Annotated in this window: 23 protein-coding genes and 1 tRNA gene; 9 read left to right on the forward strand and 15 right to left on the reverse strand. The window is 59.5% G+C overall.

The window, feature by feature from the left end:
• Window position 1: 1 nt before the first annotated feature.
• Window positions 2–550 (forward strand): acyl-CoA thioesterase, encoded by a 549-nt coding sequence (locus H3L94_RS10455; RefSeq protein WP_182121950.1) that lies wholly within the window; start codon window positions 2–4, stop codon window positions 548–550.
• A 5-nt stretch (window positions 551–555) separates the two neighbouring features.
• Here H3L94_RS10455 and H3L94_RS12690 read toward each other — a convergent pair whose 3' ends face one another.
• Window positions 556–705 (reverse strand): lipoprotein signal peptidase, encoded by a 150-nt coding sequence (locus H3L94_RS12690; protein ID WP_083813989.1) that lies wholly within the window; start codon window positions 703–705, stop codon window positions 556–558.
• Between the two features lie 52 nt (window positions 706–757).
• On the opposite strand from H3L94_RS12690, the gene pyrI reads away from it, so the two are divergent.
• A complete protein-coding gene (pyrI, locus tag H3L94_RS10460; protein ID WP_182121951.1) occupies window positions 758–1,216 on the forward strand; it encodes an aspartate carbamoyltransferase regulatory subunit in 459 nt (152 codons plus the stop codon).
• Window positions 1,217–1,309: 93 nt separating this feature from the next.
• Here pyrI and H3L94_RS10465 read toward each other — a convergent pair whose 3' ends face one another.
• The 7 genes from H3L94_RS10465 to H3L94_RS12795 form a co-directional block, all read right to left on the reverse strand.
• Window positions 1,310–1,837 carry an alpha/beta hydrolase gene (locus H3L94_RS10465; RefSeq protein WP_182121952.1) on the reverse strand — a complete coding sequence of 176 codons (528 nt, stop codon included), beginning with the start codon at window positions 1,835–1,837 and terminating at the stop codon, window positions 1,310–1,312.
• A gap of 216 nt (window positions 1,838–2,053) precedes the next feature.
• Complete coding sequence (gene yiaA / locus H3L94_RS10470) at window positions 2,054–2,482, reverse strand: inner membrane protein YiaA (protein ID WP_009119054.1); 429 nt, start codon at window positions 2,480–2,482, stop codon at window positions 2,054–2,056.
• Window positions 2,483–2,639: 157 nt separating this feature from the next.
• The gene (locus tag H3L94_RS10475) at window positions 2,640–2,837 is read right to left on the reverse strand and encodes a DUF1737 domain-containing protein (protein ID WP_182121953.1); all 198 of its coding nucleotides are present in this window, start codon (window positions 2,835–2,837) and stop codon (window positions 2,640–2,642) included.
• A gap of 225 nt (window positions 2,838–3,062) precedes the next feature.
• The gene (locus tag H3L94_RS10480; RefSeq protein ID WP_182121954.1) at window positions 3,063–3,836 is read right to left on the reverse strand and encodes an exodeoxyribonuclease III; all 774 of its coding nucleotides are present in this window, start codon (window positions 3,834–3,836) and stop codon (window positions 3,063–3,065) included.
• Between the two features lie 40 nt (window positions 3,837–3,876).
• Entirely contained in the window at window positions 3,877–4,191 is a 315-nt protein-coding gene (locus tag H3L94_RS10485) for a hypothetical protein (RefSeq protein WP_182121955.1), read from the reverse strand.
• 96 nt (window positions 4,192–4,287) lie between these two features.
• Complete coding sequence (locus tag H3L94_RS10490; protein ID WP_009119050.1) at window positions 4,288–4,758, reverse strand: type IV pilin protein; 471 nt, start codon at window positions 4,756–4,758, stop codon at window positions 4,288–4,290.
• A 75-nt stretch (window positions 4,759–4,833) separates the two neighbouring features.
• On the reverse strand, window positions 4,834–5,226 hold the full coding sequence (locus tag H3L94_RS12795) for a type IV pilin protein (RefSeq protein WP_280525469.1): 393 nt from the start codon (window positions 5,224–5,226) through the stop codon (window positions 4,834–4,836).
• A gap of 124 nt (window positions 5,227–5,350) precedes the next feature.
• On the opposite strand from H3L94_RS12795, the gene H3L94_RS10500 reads away from it, so the two are divergent.
• The 3 genes from H3L94_RS10500 (at window position 5,351) to H3L94_RS10510 (ending at window position 7,906) form a co-directional block, all read left to right on the forward strand.
• Window positions 5,351–5,426: transfer RNA gene (locus H3L94_RS10500), tRNA-Asn, on the forward strand.
• 103 nt (window positions 5,427–5,529) lie between these two features.
• The gene (gene dnaX / locus H3L94_RS10505) at window positions 5,530–7,488 is read left to right on the forward strand and encodes a DNA polymerase III subunit gamma/tau (protein ID WP_182121956.1); all 1,959 of its coding nucleotides are present in this window, start codon (window positions 5,530–5,532) and stop codon (window positions 7,486–7,488) included.
• A 76-nt stretch (window positions 7,489–7,564) separates the two neighbouring features.
• Window positions 7,565–7,906: a YbaB/EbfC family nucleoid-associated protein gene (locus tag H3L94_RS10510; protein WP_009119047.1), complete on the forward strand. Its 342-nt coding sequence runs from the start codon at window positions 7,565–7,567 to the stop codon at window positions 7,904–7,906.
• A gap of 67 nt (window positions 7,907–7,973) precedes the next feature.
• Here H3L94_RS10510 and H3L94_RS10515 read toward each other — a convergent pair whose 3' ends face one another.
• Complete coding sequence (locus H3L94_RS10515) at window positions 7,974–10,184, reverse strand: RelA/SpoT family protein (protein ID WP_182121957.1); 2,211 nt, start codon at window positions 10,182–10,184, stop codon at window positions 7,974–7,976.
• 133 nt (window positions 10,185–10,317) lie between these two features.
• Between H3L94_RS10515 and H3L94_RS10520 the strand changes: the two genes are divergently transcribed.
• Entirely contained in the window at window positions 10,318–10,887 is a 570-nt protein-coding gene (locus tag H3L94_RS10520) for an adenine phosphoribosyltransferase (protein ID WP_182123162.1), read from the forward strand.
• A 144-nt stretch (window positions 10,888–11,031) separates the two neighbouring features.
• The gene (locus H3L94_RS10525) at window positions 11,032–11,997 is read left to right on the forward strand and encodes a cation diffusion facilitator family transporter (RefSeq protein WP_182121958.1); all 966 of its coding nucleotides are present in this window, start codon (window positions 11,032–11,034) and stop codon (window positions 11,995–11,997) included.
• Window positions 11,998–12,052: 55 nt separating this feature from the next.
• Here H3L94_RS10525 and H3L94_RS10530 read toward each other — a convergent pair whose 3' ends face one another.
• On the reverse strand, window positions 12,053–12,958 hold the full coding sequence (locus tag H3L94_RS10530; protein WP_182121959.1) for a LysR family transcriptional regulator: 906 nt from the start codon (window positions 12,956–12,958) through the stop codon (window positions 12,053–12,055).
• A gap of 125 nt (window positions 12,959–13,083) precedes the next feature.
• Between H3L94_RS10530 and H3L94_RS10535 the strand changes: the two genes are divergently transcribed.
• Window positions 13,084–13,464: a transposase gene (locus H3L94_RS10535; protein ID WP_182121960.1), complete on the forward strand. Its 381-nt coding sequence runs from the start codon at window positions 13,084–13,086 to the stop codon at window positions 13,462–13,464.
• 138 nt (window positions 13,465–13,602) lie between these two features.
• Here H3L94_RS10535 and H3L94_RS10540 read toward each other — a convergent pair whose 3' ends face one another.
• Window positions 13,603–15,294, reverse strand: a complete 1,692-nt coding sequence (locus H3L94_RS10540; protein ID WP_182123163.1) for a vWA domain-containing protein — start codon at window positions 15,292–15,294, stop codon at window positions 13,603–13,605.
• 186 nt (window positions 15,295–15,480) lie between these two features.
• Between H3L94_RS10540 and H3L94_RS10545 the strand changes: the two genes are divergently transcribed.
• Window positions 15,481–17,298, forward strand: coding sequence for a bifunctional chorismate-binding protein/class IV aminotransferase (locus H3L94_RS10545; RefSeq protein WP_182121961.1), 1,818 nt, complete (start codon window positions 15,481–15,483; stop codon window positions 17,296–17,298).
• Window positions 17,299–17,370: 72 nt separating this feature from the next.
• Here H3L94_RS10545 and H3L94_RS10550 read toward each other — a convergent pair whose 3' ends face one another.
• From H3L94_RS10550 to H3L94_RS10565, 4 genes are all read right to left on the reverse strand, one after another.
• Window positions 17,371–17,565 (reverse strand): lipoprotein signal peptidase, encoded by a 195-nt coding sequence (locus H3L94_RS10550; RefSeq protein WP_182123164.1) that lies wholly within the window; start codon window positions 17,563–17,565, stop codon window positions 17,371–17,373.
• A 203-nt stretch (window positions 17,566–17,768) separates the two neighbouring features.
• Window positions 17,769–19,010 carry a signal recognition particle-docking protein FtsY gene (gene ftsY, locus H3L94_RS10555; protein WP_182121962.1) on the reverse strand — a complete coding sequence of 414 codons (1,242 nt, stop codon included), beginning with the start codon at window positions 19,008–19,010 and terminating at the stop codon, window positions 17,769–17,771.
• A 167-nt stretch (window positions 19,011–19,177) separates the two neighbouring features.
• Window positions 19,178–19,543, reverse strand: a complete 366-nt coding sequence (locus H3L94_RS10560) for a roadblock/LC7 domain-containing protein (protein ID WP_009119101.1) — start codon at window positions 19,541–19,543, stop codon at window positions 19,178–19,180.
• A gap of 30 nt (window positions 19,544–19,573) precedes the next feature.
• The gene (locus tag H3L94_RS10565; protein WP_182121963.1) at window positions 19,574–20,233 is read right to left on the reverse strand and encodes a roadblock/LC7 domain-containing protein; all 660 of its coding nucleotides are present in this window, start codon (window positions 20,231–20,233) and stop codon (window positions 19,574–19,576) included.
• Between the last annotated feature and the right edge of the window lies 1 nt (window position 20,234).

A 20,234-nucleotide genomic window follows, 5' to 3' on the forward strand; every position in this document is an offset into this window, starting at 1 on the left:
GATGGGCTTGCTGATTCTGAAAATCTGGTTGTGGCTGCGCAGCTTTTTCCACCCGCGCATCCGTGAGTTGGGCACGCCCTTGAGCCACCGCTTTTTTGTATGGCCGCTGGATTTGGACGAAAACCTGCACATGAACAACAGCCGCTACCTGAACTATATGGAGCTGGCGCGTTGGGATTTGAACATCCGTTCCGGTTTTCTCAAATACGCCCTGAAAAACGGCATCATGGCGCCGGTGCTCAACACCGCCATTGTGTACCGCCGCTCGCTCGGCCCGCTGCAAACCTTCAACGTGCACACGCAATTGGTGGCGCGCCGCGGCCAGAGTCTGTTTGTCGAGCAGACCATCGAGCGGCACGGCAAACTGTATGCCGTGGCCGTGATCGAGCTGCGCGCCGTCCGCCGCGGCAGCACGCTGGATGTGGACGAACTGCTGAATACGGTGGGGCTGACCTTCACCCCGCCTCCGGCCGGCATCGACGGCCTTTTGGACGACAGCACCGCGCTGATGAAGCAGCTTTTGCAACGCGCCCAACAGCGTTTCGGCTAAACCGGCTACCGGCCAGGCTGAGACCTTTGCAAAACCCGCAGATGTGGATGCAGTTCAAGGCGTAGCAGCGCAGCGAACGCAGACATATCATATAGATAGGCAAGTGAGCGAGCAGCGCACAACGCAGAAATGCGCCGCAGATGAGGGTTTTGCAAAGGTCTCAGGCTACCTGAAAGCCTTACCCAATACCACAAGGATAAGCACACCATGAGCATGCAAAAACTGAGTGTCGAAGCGATTAAAGATGGCACCGTGATCGACCACATCCCCGCCGGTTTGGCGCTGGCGATTCTGCGCCAATTCAAACTGCTGCACTACGGCAACGCGGTCACCGTGGGCTTCAACCTGCCCAGCGGCCGCCACGGCCAAAAAGACATCATCAAAATCACCGGCGTGCAGATGGACGACCACACCGCCAACCGGCTGGCATTGTTTGCGCCCGAGGCCACGGTGAACGTGATTAAACAGTTCGAAGTGGTGCGCAAAATGCACCTCAAGCTGCCGGACACCATCAGCGAAGTGTTCCGCTGCCCCAACCCAAACTGCGCCAGCCACGGCGAGCCGGTAAAAAGCCGTTTCTATGTGCGCCAGGGCAGCGGGCAGACCAAGCTGAAATGCCATTACTGCGAAAAAACCTATGCCCGCGAATCGGTGGCCGAAGCATAGATTCGACACGCCTTAAACGGACACTAAAAACATTTTCAGGTAGCCCTCGGGCTACCTGAAAATGTTTCGGCGGGAAGCAATGGAGCAGGAAAATTACGCCAGCAGCATTTCCTGCATCAGCTTCATGCCCCACTGCCAGCCGTGCAGCGGCGTATTCAGCCGACCCGGCTGGGGGGCGTGCAGCAGGCGGGCGCCCCAACGGGCGGCCGCGTCGGCGGCCCAAGTTTCGGTACCACGCGGGCTGCTGCCGGCGCGGCCCAAGACCAAGGCGGCGGGGCAGTTGGCGCGGCTGCGCAGGAAAGTGTGTTCGGCATCGTCGGGGCAGGCATCGGGCAGCGGCGACACCAGAATCATGCCGCGGATGCGCCGCTGGTCGAGCAGGCTGCTGCGGTACTGCCAGGCCATCAGCGCCGACACGCCGGCGCCGTGCGCCACCGCCATCACTTGGCCGGAAATGCCGTCCCAAGCCTGCTGCACCTGCCGTTGCCACAGGGCAATGCCGTCGCTGCGACGGCAGGCCAGCGTCTGCACCAAAGGGTAACTGACGGCCCAACGGTCGATCCACATCTCGGGTTCGTCGGCATCGCGCAGCAGAAACAGGGTAAGGTCGTCGGTGGGCATGAGGAAAGACGGGAAGGTGGTTTCAGGTAGCCTGAGGGCTTGCTTGCATCGTTATCATCTGCGGCACATTTTTGCCTGGTGCGTTGCTCCGTGGGGGTGGCGTACTCGCTTAGCTTGGAATGTGGCCGCCCCACGGGCATTTCCGGCGTTTGCACCCGCTGTGCTGCTACGCCTTGAGCGTCATCCGTATCTGGGGGTTGCAAAAGTTTCAGTTAGTTAATCGTCGTCGGCAAAGCGGGGAGCGGCGGCCAAGTCGCGGGTGTTTTTCTGTACGGTCACCACGGCAAACAGGCTTAGAGTGTAGGACATCAGGTAAAAGCCCTTTTCGCTGGGCAGGAGTTCGGCATTGAACAGGCCGATGCCGAGCAGGCAGATGGCGGCTGCCAGGGCGAACCAGCTGATGTTGAAATAGAGGGCGGAAACCGGCAGGTTTTCTTCGCGGTCGCGCACGGTTTTTTGCAGACTGACGGCGGCATAGAGGCCGAACAGCAGCACGGCCAGATAGTAGCCTTTTTCGTTGAGCTGCATCTCGGCGCGCCACAGGCCGATCAGATAAGCCAGCATGCCGATGGCCAGTGCCGCCCACGAGGCGATGACGTAGGCGGGCGTGGGCGGACGCAGAGTGGGGCGCGGACGACGGTTCATGACAGATTCTCCTTGGGTGTAGACATTGGGTGTGGGCGGCAGGCAAAGCCGGAGGTGGGGTTTCAGCTAGCCCGGGGCTTTGGCCAATCAGGCCTGCCGTGCCATTTTGCGTTGTGTGTTCTCGGCGCCCTGCGCCGGCCGCTTGTTGGGTGCGTCGTCAATAGGTATCCAGCGGCCGGTCGGGTTGGTAAGCGTCGCCGACTTCTTTCACAATGGCTTGTCCGCAAATGATGCGTTCGCCGTTGAAAGACAAGGTCGGGCTGCCGTACAGCTGCCAGCCGTTTTGCAGGGTGGCGCTGACGCGGGCGCAGAAAGAGGCGTCATCGGGGCCGGTTAGGTAGCGGTAAACCTGCATATTGTGTTTTCCTTGCGGGGATTAGGGTCTGTTGACAATGGGTATGATGGCGGTATTTCTGGCGTAAATCTCCGCCTACTGCGGCCAAAATGCGCGCAAGATGTTTAATCTTGCTGCGCTGGCTGGTTTGACTAGCGCAGCGTGTCAAACCGCCCTCTTCGAGTGAACCTGGTATGCGAAAATTGCCACTCAAAAACCGCTGCATCAGCCAAATGTCAACAGACCCTAGAACGGGTAATCGTAATCCACCACCAGCGGGGCGTGGTCGGAAAATTTCTGCTCTTTATACACATGGGCGCTGCGGGCATTTGCGGCCAGTTCGGGGGTAACCATGTGGTAGTCGATGCGCCAGCCCACGTCTTTGGCATAGGCTTGGCCGCGGTTGCTCCACCAGGTGTAGCCGGGCACTTCGGGGTAGAGGGTGCGCCACATGTCCACCCAGCCGAGCTCGGCAATCACTTTGCCGAGCCATGCGCGCTCTTCGGGCAGGAAACCTGAGTTTTTCAGGTTGCCTTTCCAGTTTTTCAGGTCGATGTTTTGGTGGGCGATGTTCCAGTCGCCACACACCACGATGTCGCGCCCGCTGTGTTTCATGTCGTGCAGCATGGGGTAGAAAGCGTCGAGAAAACGGTATTTCACCTGCTGGCGCTCTTCCGCGCTGCTGCCGGAGGGCAGGTAGAGGGAAATCACGGACAGCTTGCCGAAGTCGGTGCGCACGAAGCGGCCTTCGGCATCGAATTCGGGGATGCCCATGCCGATTTGTACTTGGTCGGGTTGGCGTTTGCTGTAAACGGCTACGCCGCTGTAACCGCGTTTTTCGGCGCAGTGCCACACGCCGTGCATGCCGTGCGGGCGTTGCATATCGGCGGAGAGGTCGGCCTCTTGGGCTTTGAGTTCTTGGACGCAAACGATGTCGGCCCCGGCCTCGGCGAGGTAATCGTGGAAGCCTTTTTTGTAGGCGGAGCGGATGCCGTTGAGGTTGGCGGAAATAATGCGCATGGGGGATTCCAAATCGGGTTCAGGTAGCCTGTGTGGGCGCTCAGCTGCGTGCCTGCTGCTGGCGCCACATGAGATAGTCGCGCAGGGGCGGCACCGGCGGGTTGAGACAGTGCGGGCAGATGGCGGTGGTGTCTTCGTCGTCTTCTTCGTAGTGTAGGGCGTCGGGATCGAAGCGGGCCTGTTGGGAAACGGCTTGGGCAAGGGCCTGCTGCTGCACCACGTCGAAGCTGTGCTCACGCAGTATTTCGGCCAGCAACTCGGTTTCTGCGGCGCTGAAGCCGGCGCGGTCGCGCTCGATCAGGCGCAGGCAGTCGGCATTGGCGATTTTGCCGGCCAGCAGTTCGGTGAGATCCATGGGGCTACCTGAAAGTTGAAAAAAAAAGGGGGGGGGATTATAGCCGATTGCCCGGTGTTCTGATGTGGCAAAGTGTCGGTTGGTTGGCGGCCGGTGTTAATGCAACAGGGTGCAGTTGCGGTCTATGCCGCTGCCGCCGGAAAAGGTGTCACGGCTGTCGCAGCGGCTGCGGCTGCTTTCGCACACGCGCACGCTTTGGTCTTGGTTGATCAACAGCACGCGGGGCTCATATTGTGGGTCGAAAGCGACGGCTTTGATGGTGTATTTGTCGCCCAGGACGCCGCGGGCATTGCCTTGAAATTTGATGCAGAAGTGGCCGGTTTGCGTTACCGGCAGCGCCGGCCAGGTGGTGGAGTTGGCTTTGAAGCTGCGCTGGCGGCTGTAGAAGCGTTCCATAAAGCGGCTGTTTTCCAAGAGGGCGGCGTTGGCCTCTTCCAGGCGGGATTTGCGCACGAAAGACTGGTAGCTGGGATAGGCGATGGCGGCCAGAATGGCCAATACGGCAATCGTGATCAGCAGCTCGGTGAGCGTGAAGCCGGATTTTCGGGAAAAAGATAAGCCGTTCATGCTGTTGCTCCTGTTGTCTGTGCCGGTGGAGGAGGTTTCAGTATAAACGGCTTTCGGCGCGAATTGAATAGTTGCTCAGTAGTGTTCGCAGTTTCTCATGGTGGCTTTGTCGCAGCGGACCAAAATGCCGATGCTGTTATAGGAAATGGCTTTGTCTTCGCGGACATGGTTCGCTTTGGGCGTGGCGATGATTTCGTAGCTGCTGTCTTGGGGACTACTGGCGGCAAAGGCGATGTCGAAATAGTCGGTATCGGCCGGATCGGGGGCGTTGGTGAAGGTGCGGTTGCGGGAATAATAGCGCTCCATCTCTTTGGCCGTGGTCATGATGCTGGATTTGGCTTCTTCCATTCGCGCTTTGCGGACGAAAGAATCGTAGCTGGGGTAAGCCATGGAGGCCAAGATCGCTAAAATGACAATGGTAATCATCAGTTCGATCAGGGTAAAACCACGCATGTTTGAAGTGTTCATAAATCAACCTTAAATCAGATTGGCCCAGCGAGGGGCGACAAGAAAATTATAGCATTGATGCCGATGCGGCCCGGCACATGCAAGGCTTGACCGCTGGGCGGTTTCATTTATAATACCGGCCCATTCCCCGATAGCTCAGTCGGTAGAGCGACGGACTGTTAATCCGCAGGTCCCTGGTTCGAGCCCAGGTCGGGGAGCCAGATACCGAACCCCTGCCTTGGCGGGGGTTTTATTTTGTCTGTGGCGGCGGGGGAAAAATGCTAAAATCGCCGCCTTTCAAACTGTCTTTCAGGTAGCCTGCCGATGGCTTATCAAGTGCTTGCCCGCAAATGGCGTCCGAAAACTTTTGCCGATTTGGTCGGTCAGGAGCATGTGGTCAAGGCCCTGCAAAACGCGTTGGACAAAGGCCGCCTGCACCATGCCTACCTGCTCACCGGTACGCGCGGGGTGGGGAAAACCACCATCGCCCGCATCTTGGCCAAGAGCCTCAACTGCGCCGCGCCGCAGCACGGCGAGCCTTGCGGCGTCTGCCAAAGCTGTCTCGATATCGACCAAGGCCGCTTTGTCGATTTGCTGGAAATCGACGCCGCTTCCAACACCGGCATCGACAACATCCGCGAAGTGCTGGAAAACGCGCAATACGCGCCCACGGCCGGCAAATACAAAGTCTATATTATTGACGAAGTGCACATGTTGTCCAAATCGGCTTTCAACGCCATGCTGAAAACTCTGGAAGAGCCGCCCGAGCATGTGAAATTCATTTTGGCGACTACCGATCCGCACAAGGTGCCGGTTACCGTGCTCAGCCGCTGCCTGCAGTTTGTCTTGCGCAACATGACCGCCCAACAGGTGTCCGACCATTTGGCGCATGTGCTCGACAGCGAAGAGATTGCCTACGAACCTCCAGCTTTGGCACTGTTGGGGCGGGCGGCCGCCGGCTCGATGCGCGATGCCTTAAGCCTGCTGGATCAGGCGATTGCCATGGGCTCCGGCCAGGTGGGCGAAGCCGATGTGCGGCAGATGATCGGCGCGGTGGACAAGCAGTATCTGTACCAACTGCTGCAGGCCCTGATTGCCCAAGACGGCGCCGCCCTGATTGCCCAAGCGCAGGATATGGCCGCGCGCGCCATCGGTTTCGACAATGCTTTGGGCGAGTTGGCCCTGCTGTTGCAACGCTTGGCGCTGTGGAAAACCGTGCCGGCTACCTTGCTGCACGACCCGGAACACGCCGCTTTGAGCCGCTTGGGCGCGCATTTGAGCGGGGAACAGATTCAGCTGTATTACCAATGTGCAATTCACGGCAAGCAGGATTTGCCGCTCGCGCCCGACGAATACGCCGGTTTCGTGATGACCTTGTTGCGCATGTTGGCGTTTTCGCCGCTGGCTGCCGAGGCCTGTCCGGCGGACGGCGAAATCCACGGCACCGAATTGCATCAGCCTGTGTTCGCGGCACCGGCGTCGGCACTTGGCGAAGCGACCCAATCACCTCTGCCGCCGGCAGAAGCGATGTCAACCGTTGTAGCGGTTAAGGAAGCGGAATCCCCGTCTGCTTCTGCTGAAGTAGAAGTTGTTGCGGTTCCCATTGCCGTTGAGGCGGAAGCCGAAAGGCTACCTGAAAACGATACGCCGCCGTGGTTGCACGATGAGGACAGACACATTCCGCGCGAGTTCGAATCTGCGCCGATGCCGGCCGAGACGGATAAACCATCGTTACCGCCGGTTCAAGATAGTTTGTCTGCCGAACCTTCCGAGGCACCGTTTGCCGAAGCAGTGCCGCTGCAAGCCGAACAAGCCGACATGGAAGCGGACGAAGAACCGGTTGGCGACTTTACCGCTTTGCAGCTGCCGGAACTCCATTCAAGCAACTGGCATGCCATAGTTTCTATTTTGGCGCGCAAAATCGGCGCCGCCCAAATGCCCGCCCGCCACATGGCTTTTGTCGGCTTTGACGCCGAAACCGGTCTGTTGCAGCTGGCGGTGGCCGAAGCCGGCCAAGCGGTTGGCGGACGCGAACAAATACAGCGCATTGAGCACAGACTAAGCGAAGCCTACGGGCGGCCGGTACACATCCGTTTGTGTGATTGGCAGGAGGGGCGGTATGAAGAAACCCCGGCCATGCGCCAAGTCAGAATTCAGGCCGAAAACCGCCACCGTGCGCAAGCGGCGCTGGAAGCGGATGCCGCAGCACAGGATATTCTGTCATTATTCGGCGCACGCTGGTTGCCCGATACTTTAGAATTGCACGAAAATAGCGCGCCCTAAGGCCGCTTGATAGACAAAACGCGGAAGATACCCTTCCCCATTATTTATTCCATTCAACATCCATAGGAGTCAGCATATGTTTGGCAAAGCCGGACTGGGCGGCCTGATGCAGCAGGCGCAAAAAATGCAGGAAAAAATGAAACAGGCGCAAGCCGAATTGGCCAATATCGAAGTGGAAGGCGAAGCCGGCGGCGGCATGGTGAAAATCACCCTCACCTGCCACCACCAGATCAAACGCATCCACATCGACGACGCTTTGGCTGCCGATGCCGTTTCCGATAAAGAAATGCTGGAAGACCTGATCGCTGCCGCTTTCAACGATGCTGCGCGCAAGGTGGAAGGCGCCACTCAGGCGCACATGGCGCAAGTTACCCAAGGCATGGGTTTGCCGCCGGGCATGGGCGATTTCTTCAAGTAATCGGATGGAGACGGCAAAGGCTACCTGAAAGGAGGACGGGCGCGAGCTGAGGGCCTTGCTTCGGGCATTAAAGGCGGGACACGCTCATCACGCCTTTCACTTCGGCCAGGCTGGCCAGCACACGCGGCAGATCGTTGACTTGGCGCACTTCCAGGGTGAAGCGCATGCTGGCCTCGAGGTCGCGCGATTGGGTTTGTACCGCGGTCACGTTGAGTTTGTGGCGGGCGAGGGCCTCGGAAACGTCGCGCAGCAGGCCGCCGCGGTCTTGGGCGCGGATTTCGATATCGACGGCAAACACTTGGCCTTCCTGCAGGCCGGCCCAAGCAGCGGCCAAGACCTTATCGGGCGCTTGGGCGGCCAAGTGGCGGAAGGCCGAACAGCTGCTGCGGTGCACGGAAATGCCGCGGCCGCGGGTGACGAAGCCGACGATGTCGTCGGGCGGGGCGGGTTTGCAGCATTTGGCCAAGGTGGTGAGCAGGCCGTCTTCGCCGTCGATGAGGATGCCGTTTTTGTTGCCGGCTTTGATTTTGGAGCGCTTGACGATGCTGTGTTCGCTCACTGGAGCGGGCGGCGGCTCATTGAGCAGGCCGCAGGCTTTCTGGATGGCGCGCGGCGTCACTTCGCCTTGGGCGATGGCGGTGTAGAGCTCGTCGGGTTTTTTGTAGCCGACTTTTTCGCTCAATGCCTGCAAATTGGGTTTGGGCTGGATTTTGGCTAGGGTTTTGTCGAGCTGCAGGCGGCCTTGTTCGCGGATGCTTTCGGCGTTTTGCTGGCGGATGTAGGCGCGGATTTTGCTGATGGCGCGGTTGCTTTTCACCCAGCCTTCATACAGCCAGTTGACGGAGGGTGTGCCGTCTTTGGCGGCGATGATTTCCACGCGCTGGCCGTTTTCCAGCGGGGTGGACAGCGGCACGATTTGGCCGTCCACTTTGGCGCCGCGGCAGCGGTCGCCGAGGCTGCTGTGCAGGGCGTAGGCGAAATCGATGGGAGTGGCACCGGCGGGCAAGGAAAGCACTTTGCCGTGCGGAGTGAGCACGTAGATGGTGTCGTTGAACAGCTCGGTTTGGAAGGCGGCGGCGAGGTCTTCCTTGCCGCTTTCGGCCATGTTTTCGCGCCAGTCGAGCAGCTGGCGCAGCCAGGCGATTTTCTGCTCGTAGGCGGCGTCGCCCTTGCCGCCTTCTTTGTAGCGCCAGTGGGCGGCGACGCCGAATTCGTTGAATTGGTGCATTTCAAAGGTGCGGATTTGCACTTCCACGCCTTTGTCTTCGGGGCCGACGATGACGGTATGCAGGCTTTTGTAGCCGTTGCCTTTGGGATTGGCGATGTAGTCGTCGAATTCGCCGGGCACGGGTTGCCACAGGCTGTGCACCAGGCCGAGTGTGGTGTAGCACTCGGGAATGCTGTCCATCAGAATGCGCACGGCGCGGATGTCGTAGAGGCCGTCGAAATCAAGTTTTTTCTTTTCCATCTTGCGGTAGATGGAGTAGATGTGTTTCGGGCGGCCGGCCACGTCGTAGTGGCGGATGCCGTAGCACTCGAGCTCGCTGCGCAGCTGTTGGAGGAAGTCGGCGATGTATTGCAGGCGTTCTTCGCGTTTTTCGTCGAGCAGGCGGGCGATGCGTTTGTATTCTTCGGGGCGGTAGTGGCGGAAGCCGAGGTCTTCGAGCTGCCATTTGAGCTGCCACACGCCGAGGCGGTTGGCCAGCGGGGCGAAAATATCCAGCGTTTCTTTGGCCAAGGCACGCTTTTCGGGGCTGTCGGGCGTGCTGCCGACAAACTGCATGGTGCGGGTGCGCAGGGCGAGTTTGATCAGCACCACGCGGATGTCGTTGACCATGGCCAGCAGCATTTTACGCATGGCTTCGGCTTGCCGCGCGCGTTCTTCGGGGGTGCCGAGTTGGTCGATGCGAGCGAAGTGGGTGAGTTTCTGCACTTCGTCGATGCCGCGCACCAGGCCGCACACGGTTTCGCCGCATTGTTCGGCTACCTGAAGCGACCAGTCGGCGCAATAGGAGGAGATGTCGGTAAGCAGGGTGGCGGCCACGGCTTCGGGCAGCAGGTCCATTTCGGCCACCATTTGTGCGGCGCCCATCACGCTGGCCAGCAGCGGCTCGCCGGCGTGGGTGCGCGCTTCGGGCGGGTAATGCTGTTCGGCCAGCGCCAACGCCCGCTGTAGCATCTGCCGTTCGGTTTCGCTTTGCCTTGCGGCATAGGGTGCGAACCAGGCACGGTAGTCGTTTAAATCGGGGGCGGTGCTGCTGGGGCGGACGTTTTCCATGACACGAATATTCTGTACACGCAGGAAGGCCGATTGTAACCAAATTCGGCTTGGGCGGGGTGTGGCGGCGGCTTTTTGTGCTATATTGCGCGCTTTGTTTTCGTCCGCAGGCTACCTGAAAGAGGCTACCGCTATGCTGTTCCATCCCGAAGTCATGACTGTTGAAATGTTGGCGCAGAAAATCCGCAAAATTCCGCATTGGCCGCAAAACGGCATTTTGTTCCACGACATCACGCCTGTGTTGCAGAGCCCGGAGTATTTCCGCCTGCTGGTGGATTTGCTGACCTACCGTTATATGAATCAGGACATCAATGTGGTGGCGGGTTTGGACGCGCGCGGTTTTATTATCGGCGCCGCTTTGGCCTACCAGCTCAATGTGGGCTTTGTGCCCATCCGCAAAAAAGGCAAATTGCCGTATGAAACCGTGGAACAGAGTTATGCGCTGGAATACGGCGAGGCCACGGTGGAAATCCATACCGACGCCATCCACACCAACGACCGCGTGCTGTTGGTGGACGATTTGGTGGCCACCGGCGGCACCATGCTGGCCGGTGTCAATCTGATCCGCAAACTCGGCGGGCAGGTGGTGGAGGCGGCTGCGATTTTGGAATTTACCGATTTGCCCGGCGGCAGCAAAATCCGTGCAGCCGACGTGCCTTTGTTTACGCTGTACCAAAACAGCGGTTCCGTGGATGCCGCCTGAACACAGGTCTCAGGCTACCTGAAAACATAGCCAAGCCGCCTGCCGCGCTTTCCCGCCGCCGGCGGCTTTTTTACGTCTGTCTGATTGACGGCGCACGGGCCGTTGCCGTACCATAAGCCGTGTGTGATGTTTCCGGAGCGCATGATGTCTGCCCATTCGCATTCCCATTCCGGCCATGCCCACGGCCACCCCCAGCATGATAATTTGCGCACGCTGGCGGTCAGCTTTGTTCTGATTGCCGGCTTTATGCTGGTCGAATTCATCGGCGGACTGTGGTCGAACAGCTTGGCCCTGTTGTCGGATGCCGGCCATATGCTCGGCGATGCGGCATCTTTGCTGCTGGCTTTATTGGCCGTGGCGTGGGGGCGCAAAGGCAGCACGCCACGGCACACTTTCGGCTTTAAGCGCTTGGAGATTCTGGCCGCCTTTTTCAACGGGCTGACCCTGCTGGCGATTGCCGCCTATATTTGTTACGAGGCGCTGTGGCGGCTGATGTCGCCGCAGCCGGTGGCCTCGCTGGAAATGCTGGTGATCGCTGCCGCAGGCTTGGCGGTCAATATCTTTGTGGCTTGGTATATGCATCGCAGCGGCGATGTCGGCCACAATCTGAATATGAAAGCCGCTTATCTGCATGTTTTGGGCGATTTGCTCGGCTCGCTGGCGGCGATTGCGGCGGCGGTATTGATGATGACTTGGGGCTGGCTGTGGGCGGATGCGCTCAGTAGTTTGCTGGTGGCGCTGCTGATTGTGCGCGGCGGTTGGTCAACCGTCCGTCAGGCTTGGCGGGTGTTGATGGAGGCCAGCCCGGAAGCGGACATGGCTGAGGCGTTGTCGATCTTGCAGGCTGAGGCTTGGGTACGCTCGGTGCATGATGTACACATTTGGAGCATCGACAGCACGGTCCATGCCCTGTCGTGCCATTTGGTGGTGGACGAAAGCCTGACCGTGGCGCAGATCACCGATTTGCAGGGCCGTTTGGCGGAGCGGCTGCGGTCGCTGAACATCACGCACACCAATATTCAGGTGGAAAGCGAGGCGCACGGGCATGAGGACGGTGTGTTGTGCGGCCTGCCCGAATCTTCGACACCGCCGCACCACCATCATGATTGACACTGTGTGGAACGGTTGAGGCTACCTGAAAAACCCATCTGCTTTTCAGGTAGCCTCAACCGTTTTCTGCAGTGTTGTCGCGGATTTTCGCTTCCAAAAAGTCGATAAAGCTTCTGACTTTGGCGCTGAGGAAAGTGCGGTCTACATAGGCGGCATAAAGTTTGACCGTGGTGATCCGGTAGTCGGGCAACAGTTGGACGACCCTGCCGGCGGCCAAGTCTTCGCAGGCACACCATTCGGGTTGGAAACCGATGCCGCAGCCGGCCCGAATCAGGCTGCCGATCATCAGCGTGCTGTCGCTGTGAACCGAAGAGTGCAATTTCAGCAAACAGCTGCGGCTGCTGTTTTTGTGCCGGATTTCCACCCGGCTCATGTCGGTGTAGGAGGGCAAAATGGCAGGGTGTTGCGCCACTTCCTCGGGGGTTTGCGGCCAGCCGTTGTGGCGGAGGTAATCGGGGGCGGCCAACAGAAGAAACGCGATGTCGGCCAAGGGGCGCACAATCAAAGAAGGGCTGGGATCGTTGGAAACGCGTAAAGCGAGGTCGAAACCGTCGGCAATCAGGTCGGTATGGCGGTTGCTCAGCACCAAATCCAGCGCCACGGCCGGGTAGAACTGACGGTATTCATGTAACCAACGGCTGAATCGGGGATTGGCAAACCATTGGGGCATGGTCAGGCGTAATATGCCCTGCGGTTTTTCTGCGACGCCGGCGGCTTGCCGTGCCGCCGTTTCCAAGGTGTCCAGGGCATAGCAGCACTGCCGGTAATACGCTTCGCCGGCTTCGGTCAGGTGCAGTCTGCGGCTGTTGCGGTGCAAAAGTTTGCTGTGCAGGGAGTGTTCCAAATGGCGGATATGCTTGCTGGCCATGGCATTGGAAATGCCCAAGCGTTCGGCGGCCTGCGTGAAGCTGCCGCTTTCCACCACTTGCCGGAAAACTTTTAGGCTGAATAAGGTATCCATGATTTCTTATTGGGAAATGATTTACCAACAAAAAGATTATATATATACGAATAAGAAATCAATATACTGCGTGTCTGCTGCGGAAGGGTATATTGAGAAATTGCACGTCACACCGGCCAATGCCCATGAATGCAAACATATGCTACCCCTTGTTGGCAGGCATAGCCAAAGACTCAACCGTCTATGCGGATAAAGGCTACGACAGCCAAGCAAACCGGCAAGGTTTGGCAGAACGGGGATTGAAAGACGGCATCATGCAAACAGCACACCGCGGCTGTCCGTTACGAGAGGAGAGAGTGAGCAACGGTCGGTTGGCCAAGGTGCGCTATGCGGTAGAACAAAGCTTCGGTTCGCTGCGCCGTAAATTCGGCTATGACCGTGCCCGTACTTTGGTTTACAGAAGGTGGCCCGAAGAAAGCCACTTGAAAGCGATGTGTGTGAACCTACTGAAGGCGGCAACAGGCTCAGTGTGCCTATGGCTGCCTAAACAGGCAGGAAGCGCCTAATGATTAAGCACTTTAAGGGAGCTTTAGAGGTGGCTTACCTGCTTTTTAAGCAAAAGAGCCGGAACATGATAGAGGGTGTTCCGGCTGTTTGTTGGCGTGGGGTTGTGCAAAGGGCTCAGCCTACTTCATCATCTCAGCCTATTCCTGCGGCCGACGGCTGCTGAGCGACTGTGCTTTTTCGATCAGGCCCACGAATTGGCGGCGCAGGCCGTAGCGGTCGGGCGATTGGGCGGATTTGGCCAAAGACAGGGTTTGCGGCCAGCCGGCTGCGCCGCTGTATTTGCCGCCGCGCAGTAGTTCGCCGTAAGCGGCTGCGGCCGCGGCTTGACGGGTGGCGTTGCTGCTCCGGGCCAACGGCACGCTGCCCACCGCCACCGGCTGGTGGATCAGCAGACTTTCGCTTTGGCCGGGCAGTTTGTAGCGCAGGCGGATGAAGGCGTATTCGCCGGCCTTGCCCTCGGCGGCGGGCGTGTTCTGATAGCGGCGCTCCGGCAACCAACCTTCGGCCCCGACGGGAATGATTTCATACAGCGCGGTCACATTGTGGCCGGCGCCGATGTCACCGGCATCCACTTGGTCGTTGTTGAAATCTTCGCGCGCCAGCATGCGGTTTTCATAGCCGATCAGGCGGTATTCTTTCACCGTGGCGGGATTGAATTCCACCTGCACTTTAACGTCTTGCGCCACGGTGGCGAGGGTGGAGGAAAGCTGGCGCTGCAATACTTTGCGCGCTTCTTCGGGGCCGTCGATGTAGCTGTAGTTGCCATCGCCGGCGTCCGCCAGCTGCTCCATCAGGTGCTCGTTGTAGTTGCCGGTACCGAAGCCCAAGGTGGTGAGCGATACGCCGCCGCGCCGTTTTTCGGCCACCATGCTTTTGAGGGTTTCGAAGTCAGTGATGCCCACGTTAAAGTCGCCGTCGGTGGCCAGCAGAATGCGGTTGATGCCGTGGCGCACATGGCCGCGCTGCGCTTCGCGGTAGGCCTGCTGCATGGCGTTTTCGCCGGCGGTGGCGCCGCCCGCTTTCAGGCTGTCCAGCGCATTGAGGATTTTCTGCCGCTGGTTGCCGGGCGTGGCGGGCAGCACCACGCGGTTGCCGTCGGCATAGGTAATCAGGGTGACGCGGTCTTGGGCGCGGGTTTGGTGCGCCAGCGTGCACAGGGTGTATTTCACCAGCGGCAGCTTGTCTTGGCTCATCATGGAGCCGGATACATCCACCAAAAACACCAAATTGGCCGGCGGCAGGGCGGCGGTACTCATCTCCTTAGCCTGAATGCCGATGCGCAACAGCTTGGCTTGGCTGCGGAAAGGCGAGTCGGCCACTTCGGTGTGCACGGCAAACGGCTTGCCGTCGCGCGGCGGCGCATAGCCATAATCGAAATAATTGATCAGCTCCTCGATGCGCACCGCATCGGCCGGCGGCAGGCGGTTTTCGCGGGTGAGAAAGCGGCGTACATTGGCATAGCTGCCGGTGTCCACGTCAATGCTGAAGGTGGACACTGCCTGTTCGGCCGTGCTGTGCACCGGATTGGCTGCTTGATGGCCGTAGCGTTCGGTGTTTTGCCGCGGCATAGGCGCCGCTTCAGGGGCAATCGCAGCAGGCGCCGTGGCCGGCATCATTTTTTCGGCCGTCCTCAGGGCAGAGCGCACCTGCGCCACCTCAATGTGGCGGATGGCGGCCGCCGAAGGGGGTGCGGACACCTGCCGCTCCTCCGGCTCGCTCTGCAGATAGCGCTGGCAAACCTGATGCACCGAATCCGCCCATGCCGCCTGGGTACACATGGCCAGTGCGGCCGCCACGGCCGCCCGGCTGACTGAATGCTGCCAAAACATCATGTTTCTCCTGAGTTGCACTGTTGAAAATCCGCGCCATCATAGCCCGAGCCCCGCGTTTCAGGCTACCTGAAAACCATGACCCGGCAGAGATTTAACCTATTCTAACTGTGCACCCACGGCACAAACAGCCCCGATGCACGCCGTGCTACAATCCGCGCCGTCCCGACTCCCCCACCGCCCGCTATGCCTTATTTTGCCCTATTTGACGACGCCCACAGCGGGCAGGCCCGCCTGCTCACCCAGCACCGCCGCAGCCTGCGCCTGAGCCCCGACCAACTCGACCGCCTCGATGCCGAACTGCAAGCAGGCTGGGCACAAGGCTGGCACGTCTGCCTCTGCCTGCCCTACGAATTCGGCCACGCCCTGCATTACCCCGAACCGGGCCACACCCCCAGCAGCGCCGGCATCCACTGGTTTGCCGAAGAAAGCCTGCTCGACCCCGAGGCGCTCAACCATTGGCTGGCTGCCTACAGCACCGACGACAGCGCCGGCCTCTGCGCCCTCGCCGCCGACACCGACGAAACCGGCTACCTGAAACACATTGCCGACATCCAAGCCGCCATTGCCCACGGCGAGGTGTATCAAATCAATTACACCACCCGCCTGCACAGCGAAAGCTACGGCAGCCCCGCCGCCCTCTACCGCCGTCTGCGCCAACGCCAGCCCGTGCCCTACGGCTTCCTCGCCAAACTGCCTGAAGAAGCCCACCAATGGACGCTCTGCCTCTCGCCCGAACTGTTTCTGCGCATCGGCGAAGACGGCAGCGTGGAAACCGAACCGATGAAAGGCACCGCTCCGCTTTTGGGCGACGAAGGCGACGCCGAACGCGCCGAAGCCCTGCGCCTCGACCCGAAAAACCGCGCCGAAAACGTGATGATTGTCGATTTACTGCGCAACGACCTCGGCCGCATCGCCGTCACCGGCGGCGTGAGCGTGCCCGAAGTTTTCACCGTACGGCCCTTCGGCCAAGTGTGGCAGATGACCAGCCGCATCCGCGCCCTGCCCCGCCCCGGCACCACCGCCGCCCAGCTCCTGCGCGCCACCTTCCCCTGCGGCTCCATCACCGGCGCACCCAAACACATGAGCCTGGAAAAAATCCGCCAACTCGAAAGCAGCCCGCGCCACCTCTACACCGGCAGCATAGGCTACCTGAAACCCTGTCCCGGCGGCCTCGGCTTTCACGGCACCCTCAACGTGGCCATCCGCACCTTGCTGCTCAACCCGCTGCCCGACAGCAACCGCTACCGCGGCGTTTTCGGCGTTGGCAGCGGCATCGTAACCGACAGCCAAGCCGAGGACGAGTACCGCGAATGCGGCTGGAAAGCCCGTTTTCTCAGTAGCCTGCCGCCCGATTTTTCCCTCATCGAAAGCATGCGCCTCGAACACGGCGCCTGCCCGCTGCTGCCCCTGCACCGCCGCCGCCTGCAGCACAGCGCCGACATCCTGCGTTTCCCGCCGCCCGATGAAGCACTCTGGCAGCACATCGCCGAACAGGCCGCGGCCGACCACCGCCCCGCCCTGCTGCGCCTCGAATACTGCCCCGACGGCCGCGCCGAACTCAGCCTCCGGCCGCTGCACGAATTGCCGGCCATCTCCCCTTACCTCATCCTCAGCCCCCTCAGCCTGCCGCGGCACGACTTTCTGCGCCGGTTCAAAACCAGCCGCCGCCGCCTGTTCGACCAAGCCTGGCAACAGGCCGAAGCCCAAGACGCCTTCGACAGCCTGCTGTTCAACGAAGACGGCCACCTGCTCGAAGGCGGCCGCAGCAGCATCTTCGTGCGCTTCGGCAGCATCTGGTACACCCCGCCGCTGTCGCTGGACATCCTCGACAGCGTGATGCGGCAGCGGATACTGGCCGACCCCGAAACCCATCTGGGCGCCGACACCGACAGCGTGCAGGAAGGCTTGATGACCCGCCGCACGCTGATGCAGGCCGACGAAATCGTGGCCGCCAACGCCGTGCGCGGCGTGATGCGGATGCATTTGCAGGCAAGCGCTTAAACCAAGCCCAGTCCATGATGGGGTTTTCAGGTAGCCTGAGCTCTTTGCAAAACTCTCAGATGTGGATGCAGTTCAAGGCGTAGCAGCGCAGCGAACGTGAACGCCAGGAATCCCCGTGGGACAGACATATCGAGACCTTTGCAAAACCCCCAGATGTGGATGCAGTTCAAGGCGTAGCAGCGCAGCGAGCGAAGACATATCATATAGATAGGCAAGCGAGCGAGCAGCGCACAACGCAGAAATGCGCCGCAGATGGGGGTTTTGCAAAGGTCTCATATCATCTAGATAGGCAAGTGAGTGAGCAGTACCCATAGGGCATAAACGCACAACGCAGAAATGCACCGCAGATGGGGGTTTTGCAAAGGTCTCCAACTATACGGGGCCGGCTGACTTCTCCCTCCGGCACCACCACAAAAAGGCTACCTGAAATGCTTTCAGGTAGCCTTTCCACATCGGGGTTTCACACCGTCTCAATCCAACAGCGCATCCACAAAATCGTGTGCATGGAAGGGGCGCAAATCGTCGATGCCCTCGCCCACGCCGATGTAGCGCACCGGCACCGGCCGGCGGCTGGCCAAGGCCGCCAGCACGCCGCCTTTGGCGGTGCCGTCGAGCTTGGTCACAATCAGGCCGGTCAAACCTAAGGCTTCGTCGAAAGCAATCACTTGATTGACCGCGTTTTGGCCGATATTGGCATCCAATACCACAATGATTTCGTGCGGCGCCTCGGGCATGGATTTTTGCAGTACCCGCTTCACTTTTTTGATTTCTTCCATCAAGTGCAATTGGGTGGGCAGGCGGCCGGCGGTGTCGGCCAACACGATATCGATGCCGCGCGCCTTGGCTGCCTCTACCGCATCGAAACACACGGCGGCAGAGTCGCCCGAGGCTTGGGAGATCACGGTAACGCCGTTGCGCGCGCCCCATTCCTGAAGCTGCTCGCGGGCGGCGGCGCGGAAGGTGTCGCCTGCAGCCAGCAGCACGGATTTGCCTTGCGATTGGAAATATTTGGCCAGTTTGCCGATGGAGGTGGTTTTGCCCGCGCCGTTGATGCCGGCCAGCATGATGACAAACGGCCCGCCGCTTTCAGGTAGCCTCAGGGGGGCTTCCAGCGGTTTGATCAAATCGTAAATCGCTTCTTTCAGGGCGCTGCGCAGTTCCTGCCCGTCTTTCAGGCCGCGCAGACTCACCCGTTTGCGCACTTCGGCCATCAGCTGCTCGGTGGCTTCAATGCCCATGTCGGCGGTGAGCAGCACGGTTTCCAGCTCTTCATACAGGTCTTCGTCAATCTGGCCGCCACCGAACACGCCGGCCAGCGATTTGGCCATTTGATTACGCGACTTGCTCAAACCCTGTTTCAAACGGGCCGCCCAGCCTAAAGCGGGGGTGGGCTCTGCCACCGGTGTTGCGACCGTTGCGGTGGGCAGAGTAGGCTCAGGCAGTTCTGCCGGCTGGGCCGCAGCAACTGGCAATGCGGCGGCCGGCTGATCGGCGGAGCCCGATAAATCGGCCTCAGCCGGTGCTGCCGATACGCGCATCGGCTCCGGCGTCTCGCTTTGCGTTGCCGGCTGGAGCTGCATTTCATCAGCAGACACCGCTTCAGGTGCTGCCTCGGCTTCAGCAGCCGGCTCGGCCGGCTGGGAGACCGCTTCTTCAACAGGCAACGAGGCCGGCTCTTCCGGTTTTTTCTTTTTCTTGAATAGTCCGAACATGGTATTTTCCGTCAATCATTCGCTTCAAAACGGGCGGTATTGTAGCAGGGTTTTCCAATATCAAAGGCTACCTGAAAAACAACGGCCGGGCCGTTTGCCTTTCAGGTAGCCTCTATTCCGACTGCCCATGCCTGGCGGCACATTCAGCGGGAAGCGTTCGTTTGCGATTAGGCTTCCAAATCGAGGATGCTGCGGGCGGCGCGGCGGGCATCCAACAGGATCAGGCCCAGCTTGGCGCTTTCGCGGGCAGTCACCACCAATACGGTGTCTTCGCCGGCTTGAATCAACAAAATATAGCCGTCGTTGCCTTTCACAATCACCTGTTCCAGCTCGCCGCATTTCAGCTCTTTGGTGGTGCGGTTGCCCAAAGCCAACAGGGCGGCGGACATGGCGCCGACACGGTCGGGATCGATATTGGATTGCAGCAGGGAGGCAATCGGCAAGCCGTCGCTGGAAATAACGGCGGATGCGGTGATGTCTACGGAGGAGCTGTGTAAATCGCTCAAAACAGAAGAAACGAGTTGTTGTTGCATATTTTTGATTTCCCGATGAATTGTTTAATTTCAGAAGGTATCCGCTTGCGCTGCGGAATCCACAATTTGATATAAGGCGCGTACCAAGGAGACAAATTCGTCTTTATGCAGCTGTGGTACGCCGCCGGTGACCAGAATAAACTTCAAATCGCCGATATAGAGCGGGAAGAAGGACAGCTCGCTCTGGCCGGACGGATCACAAATGCCCACTGCATTATGGTAGATATTGAGGTTGTTTTTGATCAACAGGCTGTGGCGCTCGTAAAGACGAACGGCTTCGCTGGCCAAAACAGCAATTTCTTCGGCTGCCTCATGGTTGAAACCGGAACTGGAGAAATAAAAGCCGTCTTGGTCTACCAGCAGGGCTTTTTGTACGTCTGACAAATGCATCAAGATATTGGGCAGGCCGGTACCGCTTAACAAGTCGGTTTTCTGTTCGGGTTCGTCTTCACCGTAGAGAAACTCCAAACGCTGCATACGGTACAGCAGGTTGAGGGCAGTGTCCAAATCGTCGGTTTGCGCCCAGCGCATCACGTTTTCCTGATTGACGGTTTCCTCCTCACCCGCCTGCAAAATACTGCCCAACAAAGTACGACTGGCACTTTGGCCTTTGTTGGATACCGCGTAGTAGGCACCCGCCGGGGTCACTTTCGGATATAAATTGGGTTGCAGCAGCAATGTCGAATCCATA

Source organism: Neisseria shayeganii, assembly GCF_014054965.1.
Taxonomy (GTDB): domain Bacteria; phylum Pseudomonadota; class Gammaproteobacteria; order Burkholderiales; family Neisseriaceae; genus Eikenella; species Eikenella shayeganii.